The 20,008-nt window shown below is 58.0% G+C and carries 21 protein-coding genes and 1 pseudogene; 8 read left to right on the top strand and 14 right to left on the bottom strand.

The annotated features are described in order from the left end of the window. Positions 1 to 116 precede the first annotated feature (116 nt). Both ACP26L_RS22605 and ACP26L_RS22610 read right to left on the bottom strand, forming a co-directional pair. The gene (locus tag ACP26L_RS22605; RefSeq protein ID WP_426446584.1) at positions 117 to 1,460 is read right to left on the bottom strand and encodes a vWA domain-containing protein; all 1,344 of its coding nucleotides are present in this window, start codon (positions 1,458 to 1,460) and stop codon (positions 117 to 119) included. A 789-nt stretch (positions 1,461 to 2,249) separates the two neighbouring features. After that, on the bottom strand, positions 2,250 to 3,422 hold the full coding sequence (locus ACP26L_RS22610) for a trans-sulfuration enzyme family protein (protein ID WP_426446586.1): 1,173 nt from the start codon (positions 3,420 to 3,422) through the stop codon (positions 2,250 to 2,252). A gap of 703 nt (positions 3,423 to 4,125) precedes the next feature. Between ACP26L_RS22610 and ACP26L_RS22615 the strand changes: the two genes are divergently transcribed. Continuing rightward, on the top strand, positions 4,126 to 5,247 hold the full coding sequence (locus ACP26L_RS22615; protein WP_426446588.1) for an IS110 family transposase: 1,122 nt from the start codon (positions 4,126 to 4,128) through the stop codon (positions 5,245 to 5,247). Between the two features lie 862 nt (positions 5,248 to 6,109). Here the strand turns inward: ACP26L_RS22615 and ACP26L_RS22620 are convergent. The 5 genes from ACP26L_RS22620 to ACP26L_RS22640 all read right to left on the bottom strand — a co-directional run bounded on the left by ACP26L_RS22620 (position 6,110) and on the right by ACP26L_RS22640 (position 11,163). Continuing rightward, entirely contained in the window at positions 6,110 to 6,766 is a 657-nt protein-coding gene (locus ACP26L_RS22620) for a deoxynucleoside kinase (RefSeq protein WP_426446590.1), read from the bottom strand. Between the two features lie 126 nt (positions 6,767 to 6,892). Then, positions 6,893 to 7,117 carry a hypothetical protein gene (locus tag ACP26L_RS22625; RefSeq protein ID WP_426446591.1) on the bottom strand — a complete coding sequence of 75 codons (225 nt, stop codon included), beginning with the start codon at positions 7,115 to 7,117 and terminating at the stop codon, positions 6,893 to 6,895. Between the two features lie 168 nt (positions 7,118 to 7,285). Beyond that, the gene (locus ACP26L_RS22630) at positions 7,286 to 7,570 is read right to left on the bottom strand and encodes a hypothetical protein (protein WP_426446593.1); all 285 of its coding nucleotides are present in this window, start codon (positions 7,568 to 7,570) and stop codon (positions 7,286 to 7,288) included. A gap of 112 nt (positions 7,571 to 7,682) precedes the next feature. Next, a complete protein-coding gene (locus ACP26L_RS22635; protein ID WP_426446594.1) occupies positions 7,683 to 10,514 on the bottom strand; it encodes an EAL domain-containing protein in 2,832 nt (943 codons plus the stop codon). Positions 10,515 to 10,647: 133 nt separating this feature from the next. Further along, complete coding sequence (locus ACP26L_RS22640) at positions 10,648 to 11,163, bottom strand: cysteine hydrolase family protein (RefSeq protein WP_426455054.1); 516 nt, start codon at positions 11,161 to 11,163, stop codon at positions 10,648 to 10,650. Positions 11,164 to 11,597: 434 nt separating this feature from the next. Between ACP26L_RS22640 and ACP26L_RS22645 the strand changes: the two genes are divergently transcribed. Continuing rightward, positions 11,598 to 13,274: a peptide ABC transporter substrate-binding protein gene (locus ACP26L_RS22645; protein ID WP_426446595.1), complete on the top strand. Its 1,677-nt coding sequence runs from the start codon at positions 11,598 to 11,600 to the stop codon at positions 13,272 to 13,274. Between the two features lie 146 nt (positions 13,275 to 13,420). Here ACP26L_RS22645 and ACP26L_RS22650 read toward each other — a convergent pair whose 3' ends face one another. Continuing rightward, positions 13,421 to 13,594 (bottom strand): hypothetical protein, encoded by a 174-nt coding sequence (locus tag ACP26L_RS22650; RefSeq protein ID WP_426446597.1) that lies wholly within the window; start codon positions 13,592 to 13,594, stop codon positions 13,421 to 13,423. Positions 13,595 to 13,902: 308 nt separating this feature from the next. On the opposite strand from ACP26L_RS22650, the gene ACP26L_RS22655 reads away from it, so the two are divergent. The 3 genes from ACP26L_RS22655 (at position 13,903) to ACP26L_RS22665 (ending at position 15,963) form a co-directional block, all read left to right on the top strand. Next, positions 13,903 to 14,544, top strand: a complete 642-nt coding sequence (locus ACP26L_RS22655) for a cell wall hydrolase (RefSeq protein ID WP_426446598.1) — start codon at positions 13,903 to 13,905, stop codon at positions 14,542 to 14,544. 441 nt (positions 14,545 to 14,985) lie between these two features. Further along, positions 14,986 to 15,654, top strand: a complete 669-nt coding sequence (locus tag ACP26L_RS22660; protein ID WP_426446600.1) for a DUF3967 domain-containing protein — start codon at positions 14,986 to 14,988, stop codon at positions 15,652 to 15,654. 90 nt (positions 15,655 to 15,744) lie between these two features. Then, positions 15,745 to 15,963, top strand: a complete 219-nt coding sequence (locus ACP26L_RS22665; protein ID WP_426446602.1) for a hypothetical protein — start codon at positions 15,745 to 15,747, stop codon at positions 15,961 to 15,963. On the opposite strand, the gene ACP26L_RS22670 is transcribed toward ACP26L_RS22665, so the two are convergent. After that, entirely contained in the window at positions 15,928 to 16,485 is a 558-nt protein-coding gene (locus ACP26L_RS22670; protein WP_426446604.1) for a hypothetical protein, read from the bottom strand. The genes ACP26L_RS22665 and ACP26L_RS22670 overlap by 36 nt on opposite strands. Positions 16,486 to 16,698: 213 nt before the next feature. Between ACP26L_RS22670 and ACP26L_RS22675 the strand changes: the two genes are divergently transcribed. Continuing rightward, positions 16,699 to 16,893 carry a hypothetical protein gene (locus ACP26L_RS22675; RefSeq protein ID WP_426446606.1) on the top strand — a complete coding sequence of 65 codons (195 nt, stop codon included), beginning with the start codon at positions 16,699 to 16,701 and terminating at the stop codon, positions 16,891 to 16,893. A 23-nt stretch (positions 16,894 to 16,916) separates the two neighbouring features. Here the strand turns inward: ACP26L_RS22675 and ACP26L_RS22680 are convergent, their stop codons facing one another. The 4 genes and pseudogenes from ACP26L_RS22680 to ACP26L_RS22695 all read right to left on the bottom strand — a co-directional run. Further along, positions 16,917 to 17,324, bottom strand: a complete 408-nt coding sequence (locus ACP26L_RS22680; RefSeq protein ID WP_426446607.1) for a GNAT family N-acetyltransferase — start codon at positions 17,322 to 17,324, stop codon at positions 16,917 to 16,919. Positions 17,325 to 17,478: 154 nt separating this feature from the next. Next, positions 17,479 to 17,685 carry a hypothetical protein gene (locus tag ACP26L_RS22685; RefSeq protein ID WP_426446609.1) on the bottom strand — a complete coding sequence of 69 codons (207 nt, stop codon included), beginning with the start codon at positions 17,683 to 17,685 and terminating at the stop codon, positions 17,479 to 17,481. A 224-nt stretch (positions 17,686 to 17,909) separates the two neighbouring features. Next, positions 17,910 to 18,137 (bottom strand): hypothetical protein, encoded by a 228-nt coding sequence (locus ACP26L_RS22690; protein WP_426455242.1) that lies wholly within the window; start codon positions 18,135 to 18,137, stop codon positions 17,910 to 17,912. A 26-nt stretch (positions 18,138 to 18,163) separates the two neighbouring features. After that, positions 18,164 to 18,325: pseudogene (locus ACP26L_RS22695) on the bottom strand (hypothetical protein); the annotation flags it as partial. Positions 18,326 to 18,400: 75 nt separating this feature from the next. Between ACP26L_RS22695 and ACP26L_RS22700 the strand changes: the two are divergent. Together ACP26L_RS22700 and ACP26L_RS22705 are read left to right on the top strand one after the other, a co-directional pair. Continuing rightward, positions 18,401 to 18,958, top strand: a complete 558-nt coding sequence (locus ACP26L_RS22700) for a TetR/AcrR family transcriptional regulator (RefSeq protein ID WP_426446611.1) — start codon at positions 18,401 to 18,403, stop codon at positions 18,956 to 18,958. Between the two features lie 32 nt (positions 18,959 to 18,990). Continuing rightward, complete coding sequence (locus tag ACP26L_RS22705) at positions 18,991 to 19,419, top strand: DUF3995 domain-containing protein (RefSeq protein ID WP_426446613.1); 429 nt, start codon at positions 18,991 to 18,993, stop codon at positions 19,417 to 19,419. Positions 19,420 to 19,679: 260 nt separating this feature from the next. Here the strand turns inward: ACP26L_RS22705 and ACP26L_RS22710 are convergent, their stop codons facing one another. Continuing rightward, the gene (locus ACP26L_RS22710; protein WP_426446614.1) at positions 19,680 to 19,901 is read right to left on the bottom strand and encodes a DUF2905 domain-containing protein; all 222 of its coding nucleotides are present in this window, start codon (positions 19,899 to 19,901) and stop codon (positions 19,680 to 19,682) included. Between the last annotated feature and the right edge of the window lie 107 nt (positions 19,902 to 20,008).

Here is a 20,008-nt window from a genome sequence, read left to right on the forward strand (position 1 = left end):
CCTCTCAGGCGTACTGTTTGGGTGCAGCATTCGTTTTCTGCCATCCGTAAGCGAAAAAAAGAAGCCGCGCTGCTGCGGCTCCCGGCCTGTGACTTCGGTTCTTTCGGTGACTTCGCTTACTTCGTATACTCGCCGATGACCCGTACCATCAGATCATTGAGGAATTCCACCTTGTACTCTCCTGTCACCGGATCGGCATGCTCCCCTCCGATGCCGCTGTGGTTGGTCAGGAAGACATAGGTGCCTCCGCTGAAGGCCGCAACGGAGCGCATCAGAAATTCCGTATTCGTGTCCACACCGCTCGAGGCGACCGGTATGATCCTCACGCCCATGGCAGCGGCCTTCCGGGCGAGCTCACCCATCTTCGCGATGGCGTTCTCGGTACCGTGCGGCGGGGCATCGAGGACAAGGAAGAGCAGGCGAGCCCGGGCGGATTCACTCCACTGATGGTTCAGCAGCGCATCCTCCAGCGCTTCCTCGACCGCTTCCGGCGTATCGCCGCCGCCCCGTGCCGTCTGCGCTTCCAGCCGCCGGACCGCCTCCTTCACCTCCTCCGTAAAAGGAAAAGGCCGGAGCACATAATCATCCCCATGGTCCCGGTAAAAATTGACGGACACCCTCACCGCCAGCGGCGCCCCGCTCTCCTGTGACTTCACCCGCTCCACGACATTCGCCAGCTCCGCGGTCAAATAATCGAGCTCGTCGGCCATCGAGCCCGTCGTATCTAAGACGAGCATGAGGTCCGCCGTTCCTGCCGGCTTGGCGGCGGCCCCCGTCAGCTCGACGGCCAGCTCCGTCCGATACTGCAGCTGGACGGCCTCCAGCTTCCGGCTGGCCTGCCCGCTCGTGACTCCCACGGTGTAGCTGTCCTTCGGATGCGGTCCGAACGCGCCGACGTACAGCTCCGCCTCTCCCCTGTTGTTCGTCCGCGCGCTCCAGACGGCCTGCCCTCCTCCGGAAGGCTGCAGGTCTACCGAAGCGTCTATGACCGGCTGCCCGCCGTCCGTCACCTTGACCGTGACCCGCTGCTGCGGGTACATCCTCCAGCGGCCCAAGTACTGGCTGTACGCCGGTTTGTTCAGCGTCCCCAGCCAGGCATCCCAGCTCCGCAGGTCGTTCCACTCCCCTGCCGTGAGCTGGCCCGCCTGCGCCTGATTCGCTGCCGGACCGGGCGCCCTCCCTTCCGGCGGCCGCTTATCGGACGGAGGACTGTCAGTCTTCCCTCCGCCGCCGCCCGGCTCGGAAGATGGAGCTGCCGTTTCCAGCTTCTTGGCAGCCGAATCGGAGGAGCCTGCCGCTCCAGACGGGGCTGCGGTATTCGCTGCCGGCTGGGACTCTTCGCTGCTTGAGCTGCTGCAGGCGGACACCAGCGCCATGATGATCATCAGGCTCAGCCAACCGGCCGTTCTTCTGAGCGTCTTTCTTGTCTTCTTGTTTCCTCTTCTTTTTTGACCCCCCATGCCGCTCATTCCCCTCTCATCGATGGTCCTTCCTTTTTCCAGACGAATGACGATAGGGGGATGTTGCTCTGGAACTTCTTCTTTTTTCCAGCGGGGATAGCTCCTTTGCCGCCTATGCCTCTTGGGTCAAGATCCCGGCAGCGTACGGCCGGTTCTCGAAGTGACGGAGTACCGAAAAGAGAAAGCAGTCCATTAAGGTTGTAAACACGTTTATTGATAATAAGTTTATGGTGAGCCTGAAGGCGCTTCGGCATCCGATGTTTACCGAGCGGCCAAGGGATGATTTTACATTCAACTATAATTGTGTTAACAAGTATATTGTCCCAAAGAATACTCCAAGCGAATTTCCGTGCAAGTCCAAGACAAAAAGGGCGCCGACCGGCCCCCTCCTGGATGTCCTTGCCTTAGATTAATAAGCCGCGCGCCGGCTCTCGTACCCGGGAGTGTCCTCTTCTGCCGGTCTGTTCTTTGCTGTGCTTCGGTCCGTATTTTGCCCCCAGCTGCGATGGCCCGCTGTCCGCTGGGCTTGCGAACAGGCTGACCGAAGACCAGCGGCTCCTGCGCATGCTCCGCATTCTGTCAGGAGCTGCTTCTGCATACGCTCGCAGCTTGCGATCGCTCGCGGCCTGCCGCCTTGCCCTCCATTTCCCCACTGCTTGCTCCTTCGGCTTGGTCACCAGCTGCGTTGGACTAGTGCCTGTACTGCTGCCTCCAGCTACCTCAGCGGGACATGCGTCTCCTGTCTGCAGCGCACGCCTCCCCAGCCGCTTCCGCCGTCTGCTCCACCTTCTATCCCAACGCGGCTTCCAGGTCCGCAATAAGCTCCTCCGGGGGCTCCAAACCGACGGCCAGGCGGATCAGCCCCGGAGACAGCCTCTCCTGCTCCAGTGCCTGCAGGTTATAACCATAATTCGGGGATACCGCTTGGCTCTGATACCCGCCCCACGAGGGGGCGATCTCAAAGCGCTTCATCCGGTTGATGACCTCCGCGACCCGCTCGAACCGGGCGTCCTTCAGCTCGATGCTGAATACGCCGGAATATCCCTTGAGCACCCGCTTTCCGAGCTCATAGTCTGGGTGGGAGGGAAGCCCCGGGTGGTTCACCCGGGCAATCGCCGGATGACCTTCCAATGCTCTGGCGACCGCAAGCCCGCCCTCCTGGTGGCCTTTCATCCGCAGCGGCAGGGTGCGCAGTCCACGGCTCAGCAGCCAAGCTTCGAAGGGCGCCAGCGCCGCCCCGAACAGCTGAAACTCCTTGGAGAACAGGCTTTCCAAGGCAGCCTGCGATCCGATCACCGCTCCGGCCAGCAGGTCATTATGCCCCCCGAGGTACTTGGATGCGGCCTCTATCACGAGATCCACCCCATGCTCCAGCGGTTTTTGGAATATAGGAGTCGCCCACGTATTGTCGATCAGGGTGCGAACTCCGCGGCTTCGGGCCAGCCGGACGACCTCGGGCACATCCGTAAGCCGGAAGGTCATGGAGCTCGGGCTCTCCATGTAGATCACCTTGGTGTGCCTGCCGATGGCCCGCTCCACTTCCTGGACCGTACAACCGGCTGTGACCGTATGGGAGATCCCCCATTTGCCGAGATACTTCAGCAGGGCCACCGTCGATTCGTACACCTGACCCACGGCCACGACATGGTCTCCCGCTGACAGCGATGACATCAATGCCGCCGTGATCGCCGCCATCCCGGAGGCGAAGCATTTGCACGCTTCGCCGCCCGCCAGCTCCCCCAGCTTCCGCTCGGCAAGCTCTACCGTAGGATTGGTGCCTCGCCAATAGACATAGTGCTCGTAATCCGTTCGCTCCGCCTCGGCATAGGCCTCGAAGGTGTCATAGGCGAATGGCGCCGTCTGATAGATCGGCGGCACCGCCGCATGCCCGAAGGCTTCCCGTTCATCGCCCCCATGCAGGAGTGTCTGCCGGTCTTCATGCGGGACTGCTTCCGTAACCATCCGTTTTCCTCCTCGCTTTCTCTGCCGCCTCGGCTGCGAACCGCGTCTTCCGCAGTCCTGCCAATGCCTTCTTTGCCCCTCAGTTTCTGCCTCCGAAGCCGGTTCTATACAGCCGGCCGCCGAACTAGGCCTAACCACCGCCGCACCAATTGGGGGAATGTATATTAATCTGACGATTCCCTGCAATGAGATAAATGGCATTGCCGCCCTTAATGAACGGTGCTAGTTTCTTAAACATATAAGATGTGCAGCTGCTCTACCGTGACCGCTGGGAGGCGGCGGGCCGGCTGTTCTTCCACCTGATCCGGCGGAATCCGTATTTCACCGCTGTCCATACGGGGACAAGCAGCGCGGGGAGTACGCCTGCCTGACGGATGGTTTCAGCTTCAGCCGCTGCAGGTGGAGCCGAGCTGCGATTTGTCTCAGGCGGCGATCCGCGACCTGAAGTGAGATCCGAAAGGTATTCGGTTCAGCCTCCACCTCCGGTGACCGATCGTTTGGGCAGGGCGACGAAGTGTTCGTTTTACAATAACGGAAGTGAGGTATCTTATTGAAGGTTTTCCCGGCATTTCCCGGATTATAGTTATAATGAACGAAACCGACTACCTCTTTGCATCACGTAGGTTGAAGTTGGAAATGACTTGGAATGAATAAACCAATCATATCCAAAACAGAGCTACAAACAAAAAGGAGTCGGTTAGTAATGAGTATGTCCACAAAGTATGTAGGGTTAGACGTATCCAAGGAAAAAATTGCCGTTGCCATAGCCACGGAAAATCGAGATGAGCCCGTGCGGTTCTGGGGGACGATTCCCCATACCAAGGAGGCCGTGCGAAAGTTAGTCAAGCAGCTTGCAAAGGACGATGAGATCAAACTCGACGTTTGCTATGAGGCCGGGCCTACAGGGTTTCAGCTGTATCGTTGGTTCCTTGAACTCTTTGTCAATTGCAGCGTCGTTGCGCCCAAAGCATTGGATGGCAACAAGCGCATTAAAACCGACAAAAGGGATGCTATACGTTTAGCGCAGCTCTACAGGGCCAGAGAGTTAACCGAAATCTACGTACCTACACCCGAGGACGAAGCACTGCGGGATTTGGTTCGGGCCCGGGAGGATGCGGTTCAGGATATGAATCGGCACAAGCAGCGGCTAACGAAGTTCCTGCTTCGGCACCAGCTTCATCCACCGGGCGGCACGAAGTTATGGACATCGGCCTACGAGAACTGGCTGGATACCTTGCGCTTTACGGATGCGTGCGAGGATATCGTCTTTCAAGAATACCGCAACACCATCAGGGAGGCCGCAAACCGGATTGGGCGATACGAAAAGGAAATGGAACGGCAGGCTTCGGCAGGGTGCCAGGCTACCATGATTCAGGCGCTGCAAGGACTTCATGGTATTGCTTTAGTTACGGCCACTACTCTTGCGGCCGAACTCGGAGATCTCGCAGGAAGATTTGCTTTTGCGCCGCAGCTTATGAGTTATTCCGGATTGGTACCTTCGGAAAGTTCAAGCGGAGGCAGCCGCTGGCAAGGGCGAATCACGAAAGTCGGTAATGCGCATATTCGACGGGTACTGGTCGAAGCCGCCTGGACCTACCGGAGCAAACCTGCTGTAAGAAGAGCCCTGCGGGAGAGGCAAAAGGAGCTCAGTTCGGAGATTATTGAGATCTCTTGGAAGGCGCATAAAAGACTGCATCATAAATTTAATAGGTTAAGCTTCAGGGGAAAGAACAAAGGAACCATCGTTACCGCCGTGGCCAGGGAGCTCTTGGGATTTATCTGGGCTATAGCCAAGGAAGTCCAGAAGCAAAGAGCGGCAGCATAATCGCTTGTGCTTGTAATAGAAGTTTGAAAATACGAAGAAGGAGGTGGTAAGAGAACGGATTTGAGGAAGATGCGTTACATTCTTTGGCTCGGGGGCAAAGTACAAAGCTAGGCAGAGAGAAATCCGCGTAGTTCCGCTGCACAAAGCAAGGGAACAGGAGCTTTATGTGCGTTGATAGTTAGCAGGAAACTCTCTGGTCGTATGTAATCACATGTGAGAACCCACGAATATCAGGTTGCCAGCCGGCGCAAAGAACCATTTTGCCCTCGTGCCAAGGAATGTAGACATGTCCCGCTGTTCTCAGGAAAAAGACTATGCAGGGAGCACGCCCCCTGCACCCCGTTACTCGCCGTAAGGCAGGGTCTGACTTGATAGTCAGACCCGTAAACAAGTATGGGAGGAAAGAAGCCGCCTGTCAAAAAGAACACCTTGACAGGCTTAGTTTGGAGTACAAAAAAAAATATGGGGAAAACGGGCCTGGAACCCCCGCCCATCCCTACAATAGCGCATCAGAGCCCCCTTATTTCTGGTGGGAACCCCCGAAAAGTGGAAATAACGCACCGTACTTCCGCTATTTTCATAGAGGGCTCGCGCGCCAGCAGCGCCTGTCGGCGTCCCTTAAGATCTCGGAGCGTGCCAGTCCATACGTTGGTCACGGGAGGCAGGGGCATGGGGCTCCAACCGCTCTTGAAGTCTTGTCCCATTCGAATTTGGAGTGGTACGACGCGACTTCAAAGGCGGCCCGTAAACTTTTCCCATCCTATCTTCCTTCCCTCTCTAATCTTCTCTCTGCGCCACCCTGCTATGTTATGAATTCTATAATAACAAAAAAAAAGCGCCCGGCTTCCCGGACACTCCGTTCTTACACAATGCACAGCTCGTCAAGCTTCGCCTTGATTTCGTTCACCAGCCGGACGGCATCCTCCGGACGGTTGACGACATCGGTGCGGTCCATGTCGACGATGAGAACCTCCGAGGCATGGTAATGGTTCATGACCCAGTTGTCATAGCCGGACCACAGCAGCCGGTAGTACTCCACCAGCGACGCATCCTGTTCAAAGCTGCGGCCGCGCAGGCCGATCCGGTACATGACCGTCTCGAACGACGCCTTGAGGTAGACCATGAGGTCCGGCGCTTTCTTCGGCAGCTCGGCAAGCTCCGTCATCATGTTGTCCGCCAGCCCCTCGTACACCTCGAACTCCAGCGGCGAGATGCGGCCGAGCTCCAAGTTCACTTTGGCAAAATACCAATCCTCATAAATACTGCGGTCCAATACGTTACGGTTATGTATGAGTGCAGCCTTGATCGCCTTAAATCGCGTATTCAAAAAATGAAGCTGAAGCAGAAACGGATACCGCTTCTTCTCGATCTCCTCGGGCGATGACGTGTAGAACAGCGGCAGAATCGGATTGTCGTCAACGCTCTCAAAAAATACCTCAGACCCCAAAGCTTCTCCGAGCAGCGTGGCTACCGATGTCTTCCCCAGGCCGATCATTCCCCCAACCACAATCACAGACATATTTCCCCTTTCCCCTTTAACCCAGTTCGTTCCCGGCCGGCTTCTTCCCTGCCTGGAGTCCCTATTATAGCAGGGAATGCAGCGGGACGGGAGTCCTTTCTTTTGCCAAAACGATGCCGCGGCCCCCTACAGCTCCCTGAGCCCCGGAAAACGCCCTTCCAGTGCCGAGAGCAGCTCGGCATACGTATCCCGCAGCTCTGCAATTGTCAGCAGCTCCGGCGTATCCCGTTTCTCCTCTTCGCTGTGCTGCTGCAGCACCCCGTTCAGCCCGTCAAGATTGAAGCGCAGCTCCTTATGGGTCATCTGCATCTTCTCAAGCACGACGCCGATCAAGTTCTGATAGGCTTCCATAGCATCGCCTCCCTTTATTCACTTATGATACACATTTGCCCGCTGCGGGACCAGTGTCCCCTGTAGCACCAAGCCGCCGGCCTCTCTCCCGCTCTCAAAACGCCAAGCGAAAAGAACCCCTCCCGGATGTGATCCAATCGAGGGGTTCCCGCATCTATTGCCCGAAGCTTATACCTTGAACTTGCCTGTCAGCGTCTCCAGCTCGTCCGCCACCCGCGAGAGGGTGTCCGCCGATTCCGATACTTCTTCCATAGAGCCCAGCTGCTCCTGGGAAGCGGCGGAAATGCGCTGCGCTCCTCCGGCCGTATCCTCCGCCAACCGGACCACATATTCGATCGAGCAGATGTCGGCAATTGCCGACATCTGCTCGATCGCGGAAGAGACCTCGAGGACCTGTTCGGCCACTTCATTGACCGATCCCTGAATATGCTCGAATGCCTGCCCGGCCTTCAATTTTTGATGTGTATTTTTTGTTTAATCGTGCAAACAAGGGCCGCCGCTCCGGCAGCCCCTTCCGCTTTACAGCTTGTGCAGTTCGTCTGGTCCGCTCCCGCTCCGCGGCAGGCTATTCCAGGAACTTCCCCTTGAACTCGGCCGCAGTCATCGGCTTGCCGTAATAGTAGCCCTGCGCTTCGGCGCAGCCCAGCGAGCGCAGGAATTCCGCTTCCTCGGCGGTCTCGACGCCTTCCGCCGTGCACTCCAGCCCCATGCTCTCCGACATCGCGAGCACGGTATGGACGATGACCTGGTTCGCACTCGAGCTGAACATCTCGCTGACGAACGATCGGTCGATCTTCAGGCGCTGCACGGGCAGCCGGCTGAGATAGCTCAGCGACGAATAGCCGGTACCGAAGTCGTCGATCGCAATCTGTACGCCGAGTGAGCTCAGCGCGCTGAGCACGCCGACCGCCTTCTCCACGTTGTCCATGACGACGCTCTCGGTAATCTCCAGCTCGAGCAGGTGCGGCGGGAACTTCGTCTCGAGCAGCGTGCGGCGCACATATTCGGCGAACGCATCGTACTGCAGCTGCTTGCCCGACACGTTCACCGCTACCCGGATGCCCTCATGGCCCTCATCGATCCAGGCCCGGCCCTGCCGGCAGGCCTCATATAGCATCTGCCTGCCCAGCTTGACGATCAGCCCTGTCTCCTCGGCGACCGGGATGAACTCGCCAGGCGGCACCAGGCCGCGTTCGGGGTGATTCCACCGCGCGAGCGCTTCGGCTCCGGTCACCCGGCCGCTCGCCAGATGGATCTGCGGCTGATAGTAGACGATGAATTCGCCGCCCTCCAGCCCCTTGGAGATCTGAGTTTCGAGCGACAGGCGTTCCAGCGAGTTGCCCTGAATCGTGTCGGAGTATATCGTGAACTGCCCCCGGCCGCGGCTCTTGGACGTATACATCGCATATTCCGCATGCTTGAAGAGCGAGAGCTCGTCATGGCCGTGCTGCGGATAAGCGGAGATCCCGACCGAGGCCGTGAACCGGAACTCGATCTCATCCACCGCGAACGGGGTATCGAGCGAGGCCACAATCCGTTTGGCCGTGGCGGTCAGCTGATAGCCCTCGCTGTACTCCATCGCTATAGCGAATTCGTCCCCGCTGAGCCGCGCCAGGCAGATCACCCCGTCCTGACCCAGGATCATGCGCAGCCGCTCGCTGACCTTCTTGATGATGTCATCCCCCCGCTCGGGTCCGAACGAGTCGTTGATCATCTTGAAGCGGTCGAGGTCCACAAGCAGAACAGCCAGCTTCAGCTCTCCGCCAGGTTCACCGGTGATCCACTCGCGGACCTTCCTCATGAACTGGCGCCGGTTCGGCAGCCCTGTCAGCTCATCGAAGTAAGCGAGCTCGTTCATCTGCTCGAGCATCAGCTTGCGCTCCGTGATGTTCTGCACCATGCCGTAGACCCCGACCACTTCCCCGTTCACCTTGATCGGGATTTTGACTTCCCGCAGATAGAGCTTGCGGCCGTGGGAATCGATGACCGACAGTTCAATATGCTGCGGCTCCCCCTCCTTCGAACGGAGGAAGACCTTCCAGATCCTCTCTCTCTCTTCCGGGGTCACCAGCATGAGAAACGAGGATCCGAGCAGCTGCTCCGAACGGTATCCAAGGAAGGCGCAGGCCGGATTAAAGGCGGTGAACCGCCCCTCCAGATCGAGTGCGTACACCGGATCCGGGCTGTGGTCGAAGAGCGACTGGAACCGCTGCTCATGCTCGGCGTAGCGCTGCTTCAGAGCGAGCTCTTCGGTCAAATCCCGGAAGAGGCAGAGGAAGCGGTCCTCCCCCATGCCCCGGCCGCCCTTCAGCAGTATGAGCGAAGCCTGCACCTGCATCGGTTTGCCTCCCGGCAGGATCAGCTCGGTGGTGAACTGCTCTTCCCCTCCGGTGCGGCGCGCGGATTCCATCCGGGCCAGGAAGCCGGACCGGTTCTCCTTTGAGAGCAGATCGCCAAGCGACTGGATCCCATGCGGGAAGCTCGCCTCCACCGGCACCGGCAGCTCCTCATGGAGAACCTCCAGCTCCCGGTCCGTCACCAGGGCGAACTCCGTCATCCCAGCCGCCAGCCGGACGGCCAGCTCCCGGTCCGCCCCCTGCCTGGCCGAGGCCAGCTCTTGAAGGGCGGCCAGCTGCTCGGCCAGCAGCGGAAGATCGCCGCCGTGATGCTCCGGTGGCAGCTCCACCCCCTGCCGGCTTATGTAGACCCCGGCCGCTGCGTTCATGCCCCGTACCTTCTCCGACCACCAGCGGACGCGCGAGCTGACCGGAAGGATCAGCAGCACCATCGCCGATACCAGCAGGGTGAGCAAAATATTCAAATTTTTTTCCGTTTCATTCTTCAGATTCTCCGCATGCTCCTCGCGGATCACCTTCATCAGCTGCAGCGTATCATCCGCCTGGACGCGGATACGCAGAAAAGTGCTGTTCCCGCTGAGCAGCTCCGGCTTCGTGACCGTTGTCCCTTTGCGGAACCGGTCAATCTGAGGGAACGCGTAGTCGTCATGCCACTGCTCCCCGGCCCGGATGAGCGAGTTCACTTCCTTATGAATATCCGGATGATGGTCCTCCTGCTCATAGAGTGCCCTCAGCTCCCTCGACAGCCGTTCGAACTCAAGAGTGCCCTCTTGATAGGTTTCGAGATACTCCGGGTCCCGCGTCAGAAGGTACCCGCGCTGCCCGCTCTCCTGGGTAACCAGAGCGGTATGCAGCTGCTGGACCATGAATTCGGCCTGCCGGTCGATCCGGTCTTTCCGGATGACCAGCGACGAATCCCTCCATACCGCGGCATAGAAGAATCCGAATGCCGTCAGGATCAGAGCCGAGACGAAGCCGAGGTCGACAGCAAGCGAACGGCCCATATTCCGGCTTCTCCATCTTTTATACTTTCGGAGCATCGGCTTTCCTCCTCCCTTGCCGCTCTACTACTGTGATCCTTATTTGTGCAGCCGAAGCGCATCATGGCACCGGCTTTCGCAGAAAATAAAAAAAGATCCCCATAGTTATTATCGGGGATCAGGTACGGGAACATTATGCCGGACCGGATTTTCTTTCGTGACGGGACGGCTCCATCATAAATTCAATGACCGGGTAGGAGATCGTATGCCGGTAACGGTACGTATCCTGCACGGCCTGTTCGTGTTCGCTCAGGATGCCCTGCTGCAGCACGGCCGCTCTCCACCCGCGCTCCACCGCCCCCTGGTAGGTGAACAGCACACAGTGCTCCGCGGCAAAGCCGCAGACGATCACAAGCCCCGCTTCATGCTCGCGCAGCAGCTCCTCAAGCTGCGTTTCCCAGAAAGCGTTCGAGTGCATTTTATCCAGGTGCAGATCTCCCGCCTCCACCCGGATCTCGGGAACGACCGCCAAAGCCTCCGGGCCCCGCTCCTCCGCCGATTCCACGTCGCGGATATGAATCACCGGATGGCCCCCCTCCCGCAGCAGTGCGGCCGTATGGTTGATCACCTCGCACGCGGAAGCGAGGCGAAGCTCCTTCCTCTGATGTCCCAGGAACCCTTCCTGCATATCGATAATGCACAGCGCCACCTTCAAACGCTATTCCCTCCTGTTCTATTCCACAAGTTCTCTTCTCCAGACAAGTTCTCTTCTCCAGTGTACCTGCCTGAGGGGTATCTCGGCCAGGGCAAGGACCGTTATAACCTATTTTTCATTGGAGTATCCGAAACAAACGCGCATCGTCCTGAAAGGACGGCATAGGCGTTTCTCTTTGACCCGCGGTTCGTTCCCCATGCCAACCGTCCCGTCCCCCGCTTGCCATACCTTCCAAATCTTGTATTCTTCTATTGAAATCCTATCACCCGATATGGTAGTTTAATCACATTACCATTATTTCCTACGTGTCCATATTCCTTCTTTTGTTTCATTTTCTTCTAACTTCTGTACAGGTAAGGGGTCCGGATCAACGGACGGTCTTCTTCGGACCGTTCTTGATTGTATAAAACAAGTGAAGGAGCGACTCTATGAATCTTCGTAAATGGCTCTCCAGCACGGTTGTACTCACCCTGGCCTGCGGGCTGGCCGCCGGCTGTACCGGCGGAGGAAGCGGAACCACACCGAATGAAACGGCCACTCCAGAGGGGAAAGAGACTGCTGCACCCAAGCAGCAGATTACGCTGAACTACCGGGCGGAGCCCGGTGCGCTCGACGTCTCCAAGACGACGCAGATCGCCGCCTTCACCATTCTCGGTGCCGTCGGCGAAGGCTTGTACCGGCTCGATAAGAACAACAAAGCGCAGCCGGGGCTGGCCAAGGATATGCCGAAGATCTCGCCGGACGGCCGGACCTACACCATCACCCTCAAAGACAACCTGACCTACTCGGACGGGGTCCCTGTCAAGGCCCAGGACTTTGTCTATTCCTACCAGCGCAGCGTGGACCCGGCCACCAAAGCCATCTACGCCTTCATGGTCGCCTGGATCAAAGGCGGCACGGACGTCATGAAAGCCAAAACTCCGGAAGAAGCCGAAGCCAAGAAAAAAGAAATGGGCGTGAAGGCGCTGGATGACAAAACGCTCGAGATTACGCTCGAGCGGCCGATTCCCTTTTTTACCGAACAGCTCTCCTTCCTGAACTTCTTCCCGCAGCGTCAGGATATTATCGACAAATATAAAGAAAAGAACGGTGCCGATGCCGAATCCGTCGTCGGTGCCGGCCCCTTCATCCTCAAAAAATGGGATCACGATCAGCAGATCGTTCTGGTGAAGAACGACAAATACTGGGACAAAGACAACGTGAAGTTGGAGCAGATTCAGCTCAACATCGTCAAGGACGAGAACACCGGCCTCAATCTGTTCCAGACGGGCGGCTCCGATCTGCAGACGATCACCGGCGACAATATCCGCCTCTGGGAGGGCAAGCCGGAGTACGTACTGCAGCCCGAGCTTTCCTCGTGGTTCATCAAGCTCAGCCAGAAGAATGTCCCAGCCTTCCAGAACAAGAAGATCCGCCAGGCGCTGGCGATGAGCATCGATAACGCCGCCTTCATCGAGACCGTCATGGGCAAGGGCCCCGTACCCGCGACCGGATTCGTCCCGTCAGGCACGAGCGACGGCAACGGGGAGGAGTTCCGCAAGAAAGCGGGCAGCCTGATGCCGAAGTTCGATCCGGACAAGGCGAAGCAGCTTCTGAAGGAAGGTCTGCAGGAGGCGGGCCTCAGCCAGCTGCCAACCTTCAAGCTCCAGGGAGATGACCACAATACCGGACCCAAAGCGCTGGAGTTCCTCGTGGCCCAGTGGAAGCAGAATCTCGGTGTGGACGCGCTTGCCGAGCCGGTACCGCACAAGCTGCGTGTAGACAACGAGAACAATCACAAGTATCAGGCGTCGGTCTCCGGGTGGGGGGCGGACTACAACGATCCGATGACCTTCCTCGATATGTTCATCACGGGCTCCGACCTCAACGATGTCGACTGGTCGAACCCGGAGTATGACAAGCTTGCAGGCGGGGCGATCGCCGAGCTCGACAAGGCCAAGCGGTCCGACCTCATGGTGCAGGCCGAGAAGCTGCTCATTGAAGAAATGCCGATCCTGCCGAACTACTTCCGGGCGACAAGCTGGGTTAAGAATCCGAAGATCCAGGATCTGATCTTCCCGCCGTACGGTGTGGAGCTGGAATTCAAGTGGGCTTATGTCAAATAATCCCGCGTCAAGCCGCCCACGCGGCTGCAAGAACATCAAAGCCCTTGGTCTCCACCGGAGATCAAGGGCTTTTTTGACATGCGCTTGCAAGGCACTGCTGCCGGGCAGGCGGCTTCCCGATTGCAAGGAGCCCCGGCAGCGGCGTGCTACCACTTTGGCCGGCTTTTCGGCGAAGCCTTTACTTTGAACATGACCAGCCTGGGCCGTATCCAACGGCGCCTCGGCCGATACCGGCCGATCGGGGCGGGACGTCCCGCGGCCTCCGTCAGCAGGCTTCCTGTCAGGAACCGGAACAGGTTCCAGTCGACTCCTTTTAACATACCGCTCTCCCCCTGTTAGTTCGACCTGCATTTTTGTGGCTTACTCATGTTTATGCAGCGCCAAGTTTGTCTAATTACTGATGGGGGTTTGTTTGTTTTGGGCGTGGATGTGGGAGGAGAATGCCCGAATCACGAATAGTTTGACACGAAGGCGAGAAAATATGGTAGGATAATGGAAACCCTTTCGGTCAAAATTCCCAATGTTGTGCCGAACTGTGTTGTAAGGCCGTCATTTCCAAGTCATCCGTGCGCAGACTAACCCACCATACATAATGCGGTTCATTATTTTCAGAGGAGGTTCCGTAACGTTGAAAAGACTGACAGTAGCCGCTGCCATCCTGGCTGGTGCACTCGGGGTCCTGGGGACTTCGGAGACCGCCCACGCCCAGACGCTCAAGCAGGGCAGCAAAAGCGCGCAGGTGCTCGACCTGCAGGAACGTCTGGCCTCCCTAGGCTATTTCAAGGTAGGCACGACGGGCTATTACGGCACCGTCACGGCAGCGGCCGTGAAGAAATTCCAGAAGGCCTACCGCCTTCCGGCCGACGGGGTCGCGAATGACGCCACGCTGGCGAAGCTCAAGAAGGTTACCAAGGACAGCGCCAATACGCTGGAGCAGATGGCCCGCATCATTCATGCCGAAGCCCGGGGCGAGTCTTATCTCGGACAAGTCGCCGTAGGCGCCGTGGTCATCAACCGGGTTCATCATTCCATGTTCCCTGGCTCGATCCGTGAGGTCATCTTCCAGGAGGGCCAGTTCGACGCCGTCCTCGACGGACAGTACAACCTGAAGCCGAACGCTTCCGCCTACCGTGCGGCCCGCGAAGCGCTGAACGGCAGCGACCCGACCAAGGGCTCCCTCTTCTACTATAACCCGAAGATCGCGACCTCCGCGTGGAGCAAGGCCCGTCCTCGGGTGACGAAAATCGGCAATCATGTGTTTACGAAGTAGCCGCTGTGCCGGCAGCCCCGCCGTTCCCATCGAACGGTCCGTAAGAGAGACGGCTCATCCGCCGTCTCTTTTTTGCCTCTTCCCTCCCGAGTCACTTCCCGGTCATAGCGCCCCCCTGTCCTCGCGAAAAGCTCTGAAAGCCCCCCTATTCCCGCAATATTTCTTATATTTCTCCATCCGTTTTTCGACAGCAACTTCACTATGAATCCTTTATGATATAAATATCATTTGAGAGATTCTAAGGATTCCGGACAGGAACCCGGCCGTGTGTGTAATCGCGGCAGACCCATTCACCGGATGGATCGCAATCGTTTCCTATGCACGCACTGCGTTACCTTGCGGGCCTGTGGCCCGCTGACTTCTCGGCCGCTTCCGCAGGCTCTTGCGCTGTTTGTTCTTTCGGGGGATGCGGTTGTATAATCGATTGGGGGCGTTATAAGCATGTTAGCACACGAAACCACCATGGATGTCCGTCTGACACACGATCTCGCCAAACAGCTTGGCATCTCCGACAGCTCGCTCCGGCGCTGGTGCCGCATGCTCGAGTTCCAAGGCTATACGTTCCTGCTCGGCGAGGATGGAGCCCGGGTCTTCCGCGAGCAGGATATCGCCGCATTGAAGCGGTACCAGGTGCTCGTGAAGCACAAGCGCATGAATCTCGAGGATGCGGCCAAAGGCGTCATGGAAGCGGGCCACGAAGAACCTTCCCCGCAGGCCGAGGCGGCAGCAGCCCTTCCCGGCGAGCTCCCTGCCGAAGCGCCGATGTCCGTGCTGCCAACCGATGTGATCGCCCATCTCAAGACGTCGATCGAGACGGATGTGCGCATGGGACTGCTCCCCGAGCTCCTGTCGCTGAAGCAGTCACTCAACGAGATGGACTTTGAGGTGCAGGAGCTTAAAGTGCGCAGCAAGAAGCTGCAGCAGCAGTGCGCCGAGCAGCAGGAGGAACTCGCCACCCTGAAGGGCTATATCGAGAACCGGGTCGATCAGCGGGATAAGGAGCTCATGTTCGCTCTCCGGGAGATCCAGCAGACGAAGACCCAGATCGCTGCCGCGCGGGACAAGCGCTGGTGGAAGTTCTGGGATGACAGCGCACCGATGCGCGGCTGAAGGCGGAAGGTTTCGCATCAGCTCCTCCAGACCGGAATCAATGCCATGCGGCTTCCCCCTATGACAGAAGAAGACAGGGGAACCTTACGGATGAAAATTTATGTAGTGCTCTCGTTTACGGAAGAAGAAATGGTCAACGTCTATGTGGGCGAGGACGAGGAGCGGGCGCTCGGGCTGCGGCCCGAGGAATTCGAAAACTGCGACGCGCTGTTCGTCGAGGTATGGGAGGACGGCGAGAAGATCGACGACTTCCGTCTGGAGCACGAGGCGTCGTTACTCGATGAGCCGGATTCGGGACTGGAACAGTGACAGCCGGTCGATCAGCAGCTTGGCGAGCACGGCCATCACCAAGAGGCTCAGCATGGAGAGGTGAGCATTCCAATGCTTCTCCATGTAGATCCCGGCCAGCTTCATCAGCGGCAGGGCGATATAGGAGACCGAGAAGCTGAAGGCGCCGAGTGCGATCAGGAACCTTTTCCACGAGGAGAAGTAGTGGTAGACCAGCGTAAGCCCCATGGGGATGAAGAACAGGTTCGCGGGCAGCATCGTCGGAATGATCGGCTCCAGCTGCATCCGGTAATCATACCAGTCCAGGGCGGTCGCCAGATCATCCAGGTTCTTGTTGAGGATATAGATGATTCCAAGATAGGCAACCATTCGCACGGACTGCTTCTTGTCCACGAGCAGGAGCAGCGCCCCAAGCGACAGCACACAGGTAAAGACAAGCATCCACCACTGCCATGTGAAGAGCGTATGCTGGAACCAGATTTCCCAGCGGAGCTCCGTGAGCTGGTTGGACAGCTTGTCTATTTTTTTGCCCATGGCTTCCATCACAATTCCTCCTCCATGCGAATGGCGGATCATCCGTCCGCGTACCAAGATTTCACCTGTACGATGGTAGGATTCCCCTCAACGGCGCAGGTTATGAGGAAGCTTGCCTTCCCAGCCTCAGGGAACCATGCAGGAATGAGCCCCCGCGGCGGGAGGTACAATAGCAGGAAACAGCGGTCAGGCTTCCGGCCGCGTTCCGAAAGGAGCTCTCCCATGATCCTGTTCCTGCTCTGTGCGATGCTGCTGCTCTATCCGCTGTTCCTCGATATCCTTGACATCAGAAGCCTGCAGGATGTCCGGGTGATCACTTACTTCCTGCCGTACGCCTTCGGGGCCCTTGGCCTGACGGTGATCTTGTCGGGGATCATCGATCTCTTCAAACGGAAAGAGGAGCCGGGCGCCAAATAAAAAGAAGTCTCCTCATCAGCGCTTCACAAAAATAAATTCATACCGGGAGCATCCGCCGCCCGTTCCTTGAAGCCATACTTCTCATAAAAGCCACGTCGGCCCTGCGCACATGCCAGCTGAACCCACCGGATACCGTGGGAACGGCTGTAATCCAGAAGGCGCTGCAGGATGCCGCCTCCGATCCCTTGGCCCTGGTATTCCGGCAGAACGATCATGTCGCAAACAAAGCACTGCAGAACGCCGTCGGAGACCAGGCGCCCGGAAGCGGCGAGCCGGCCGTCCCGGCAGGCGGTTACGATATGCCAGCTCCCCTGCAACGCCAGGTGAAGCCTCTCCGGCGTCCAGATTCCTTCCCTGTCCCAGCCTGTGGATTGATAGAGCCGGTAGTAGGCTTCCGGATCAGGAAGCTCCGTGCTGAAGCTCAGATGCATAGAACATCTCCCTTTCGTATGTATATTTATTCATAGTATTGTAATTTTATTCATAGTGCAATAGATATGTTGGGCCGGTCGGCCCCTCTCCCCTTCCGCGCACGCCAAAAAGACGGCATATCGATGCCGTCTTTAAGCTATTGCCTGTGTCCCGCTATCTCCGGTCTTCCCGCTCATCGAGACGGTCTTCCAGACGCTCCTGGCGCATCTCGCGAACCGGGTTCTGAAGCACCCGGTCTTCACGTTCATCGAGCAGGTCTTCCTGACGCTCCTGCTGCATTTCGGTCTTAGGGTCTTCACAGCCGGTCAGCGCAGCGGCCAGGAGTATGGCCGCCAGCAGTCCTTTTTTGGTGATCCGCATTGTGGGGTCCTCCTTGAAAGGCTCTATTCAGCTACACTGTTAGATTGCGCTTCAAGGGGATTATTCTTACATAGCAATCCCTGCCTTACTTGGTAATCGCAGCGTAGAATACCCGGTCACACCTGAGCCGTCTACAACTGCCGCGGTAACTTTAACCGAACAGGCTGCAAGGCCGGTGAGTTTACGGCCGGAGTCGATGGAGGCAAGAAGAACAGACCCGCCGTTCACGTTCGATACTTTCCGATGCGCACCTTGTTCGTGCCTTCCACCGTGCTGACTTTGTTCTTGAAGACCTTAACGGGCTTCGTGATTGTAATATAAGCCATGCCTTTCACTCCCGAGCCGTCCGCCTCCACGGCAATAACCCGGACGATTCCCGTCGCCTTGGCCTGCAGCAGACCGTCCGCCGTAATGGAAGCAATGCTCGTCGTGCCGCCGAACTGGCTCTGCACCTTACTACCGCCTTGATCGCATTGACATACAAATGCAGAGCGGCAGGCTTGTTCATGCCCTCCCCCAGGAAGAAGCTCGGGTGCGGCGGCTGGTTATAGCCCACATTCTGCCAAGCTGCAGCCAACCGATAGTTCAGATCTTGCATCAGGGTGCGGATACGGTGCTCCGTCGGCTCCGTCGTTGTATATTTACAAAGGGGAAGAGCTGCGTTACAATGCATGTATCTAGACGATACCGTACAGAAAAGAGAGAAACCAAGTGTATGCCCAAAGTGATTGCCACCGAAGAACAGTGGATTGATGAGGGGCTGAGGCGCTTCGCCCGGGGAGGCCCGGATGCCCTCGTCGTGGAGCAAATGGCGCAGGCCCTCGGGTGCAGCAAAAGCAGCTTCTACTGGTACTTTCGCGACCGCGCCACCCTGCTCAGCCGCATTGTGGAAGAATGGCAGCGCCGGGCGACCCTGCAGGTAATGGACTCTTCTTCCCGGGAAGCGAGCTTGAACGAAGCCGTCCTGTCGCTGCTCAAGAGCCTCTTTGCCTCCACGGGGAAAGGGGATTTCCTGTTTTACCTGCGCCGGCTTGCGCTGGAAGAAGAAACGTACCGCCGGCTCCTGGAGGAAGTGGAACGGACACGGCTCGATTACGTCAGCGGGCTCTTGACCCGCAGCGGCCTCTCCCCCGAGCGTGCTGCGCTGAAGTCGCACCTGCTCTACCATTACTATCTTGGATGGTACGAACGGCATAAGGAGAAGACACTCACCGAAGACGAGATGATGCAGCAGGTCCGGATGGTCTGGAAGGAATTCATCGAAAATGAATAAAAATGAATGATGGGAAGGAGAGGGTTGATCGAATGCAGTGGATTCTTGCAGGAATCGTCAGCGGACTTCTGCTTGGACTCAGCGGGGTCCATGCTTACTGGCTGTTTGGAGGCAAAAAAGGGCTGGGGGCTGCGGTCCCGAGCTCCGAGACGGGCCCCCTCTTCCGTCCGGGTCCCTCCGCCGTGGCTCTCGTTACGCTGCTGCTTGCCCTGGCTGCCTGGGCGGTTCTCGAGCTGGGCGGCATCGTGAAGCTCCTGTATCCGGAAGGGATGCTGCCGGGGATCGGCTGGCTGCTGTCCGGGGTCTTTCTCCTGCGGGGCGTGGGCGATTTCCGCTGGACCGGGGTATTCAAGCGGAAGACGGGGACGGTTTTTGCCAAATGGGACACTCTCTTGTATTCGCCGCTCTGTTTTGCCATAGGATCCGCCCTGCTTGCTCTGATGCTGATCCGGCACGAATAGCGGACTCAGGGGCCTGCGGGTGGAGAAATCTATGCGCATCTTCTTTGCGAACGCAAACGGGACATCACAGGCCGCAGCCTGCGATGTCCCGTTTGCGTTCGGTGCTGCCCGGAGGAAGGCGCAGTGGCCGCGTGCCCCTCTGCCTTCGCCCGGGAACCCGGTGCTGTATGCGCGTCCGCTCTTTCCCCGCGGTTTTACTCCGCAGGGGACTTTCCACTATACTAAGAGAGGGTCCCGCTTTCTTCCTCAGGCCCGAACCTTTATTTGAAGAAGAGCCGGATGACGTACATGACCAGGGACAGCACTACACTGATTACGATGCAGGTGACGACGGGAAAGTAGAATTTGACGTTCTCTTTCTCGATGGCAATATCTCCCGGCAGCCTGCCAAGCGGCAGGAATCTGCCGGCAAGCGCCCACAACAGTCCTACCAGGATCAGAACGATGCCGGCCGCGATCAGCAGTTTCGGTATGGAACTCACTTGGCATCCGCTCCTTTATGTGCTCGCTCAATCCGCGCTCCTGCCGGGCTTGCGCTTCCGGTTAGGGAGCTTACTACTTTCATTGTACCCGGGAGCGGAGGGACAAA

The organism is Paenibacillus sp. S-38, assembly GCF_049942825.1.
In the GTDB taxonomy this organism is placed as follows: Bacteria; Bacillota; Bacilli; order Paenibacillales; family NBRC-103111; genus Paenibacillus_G.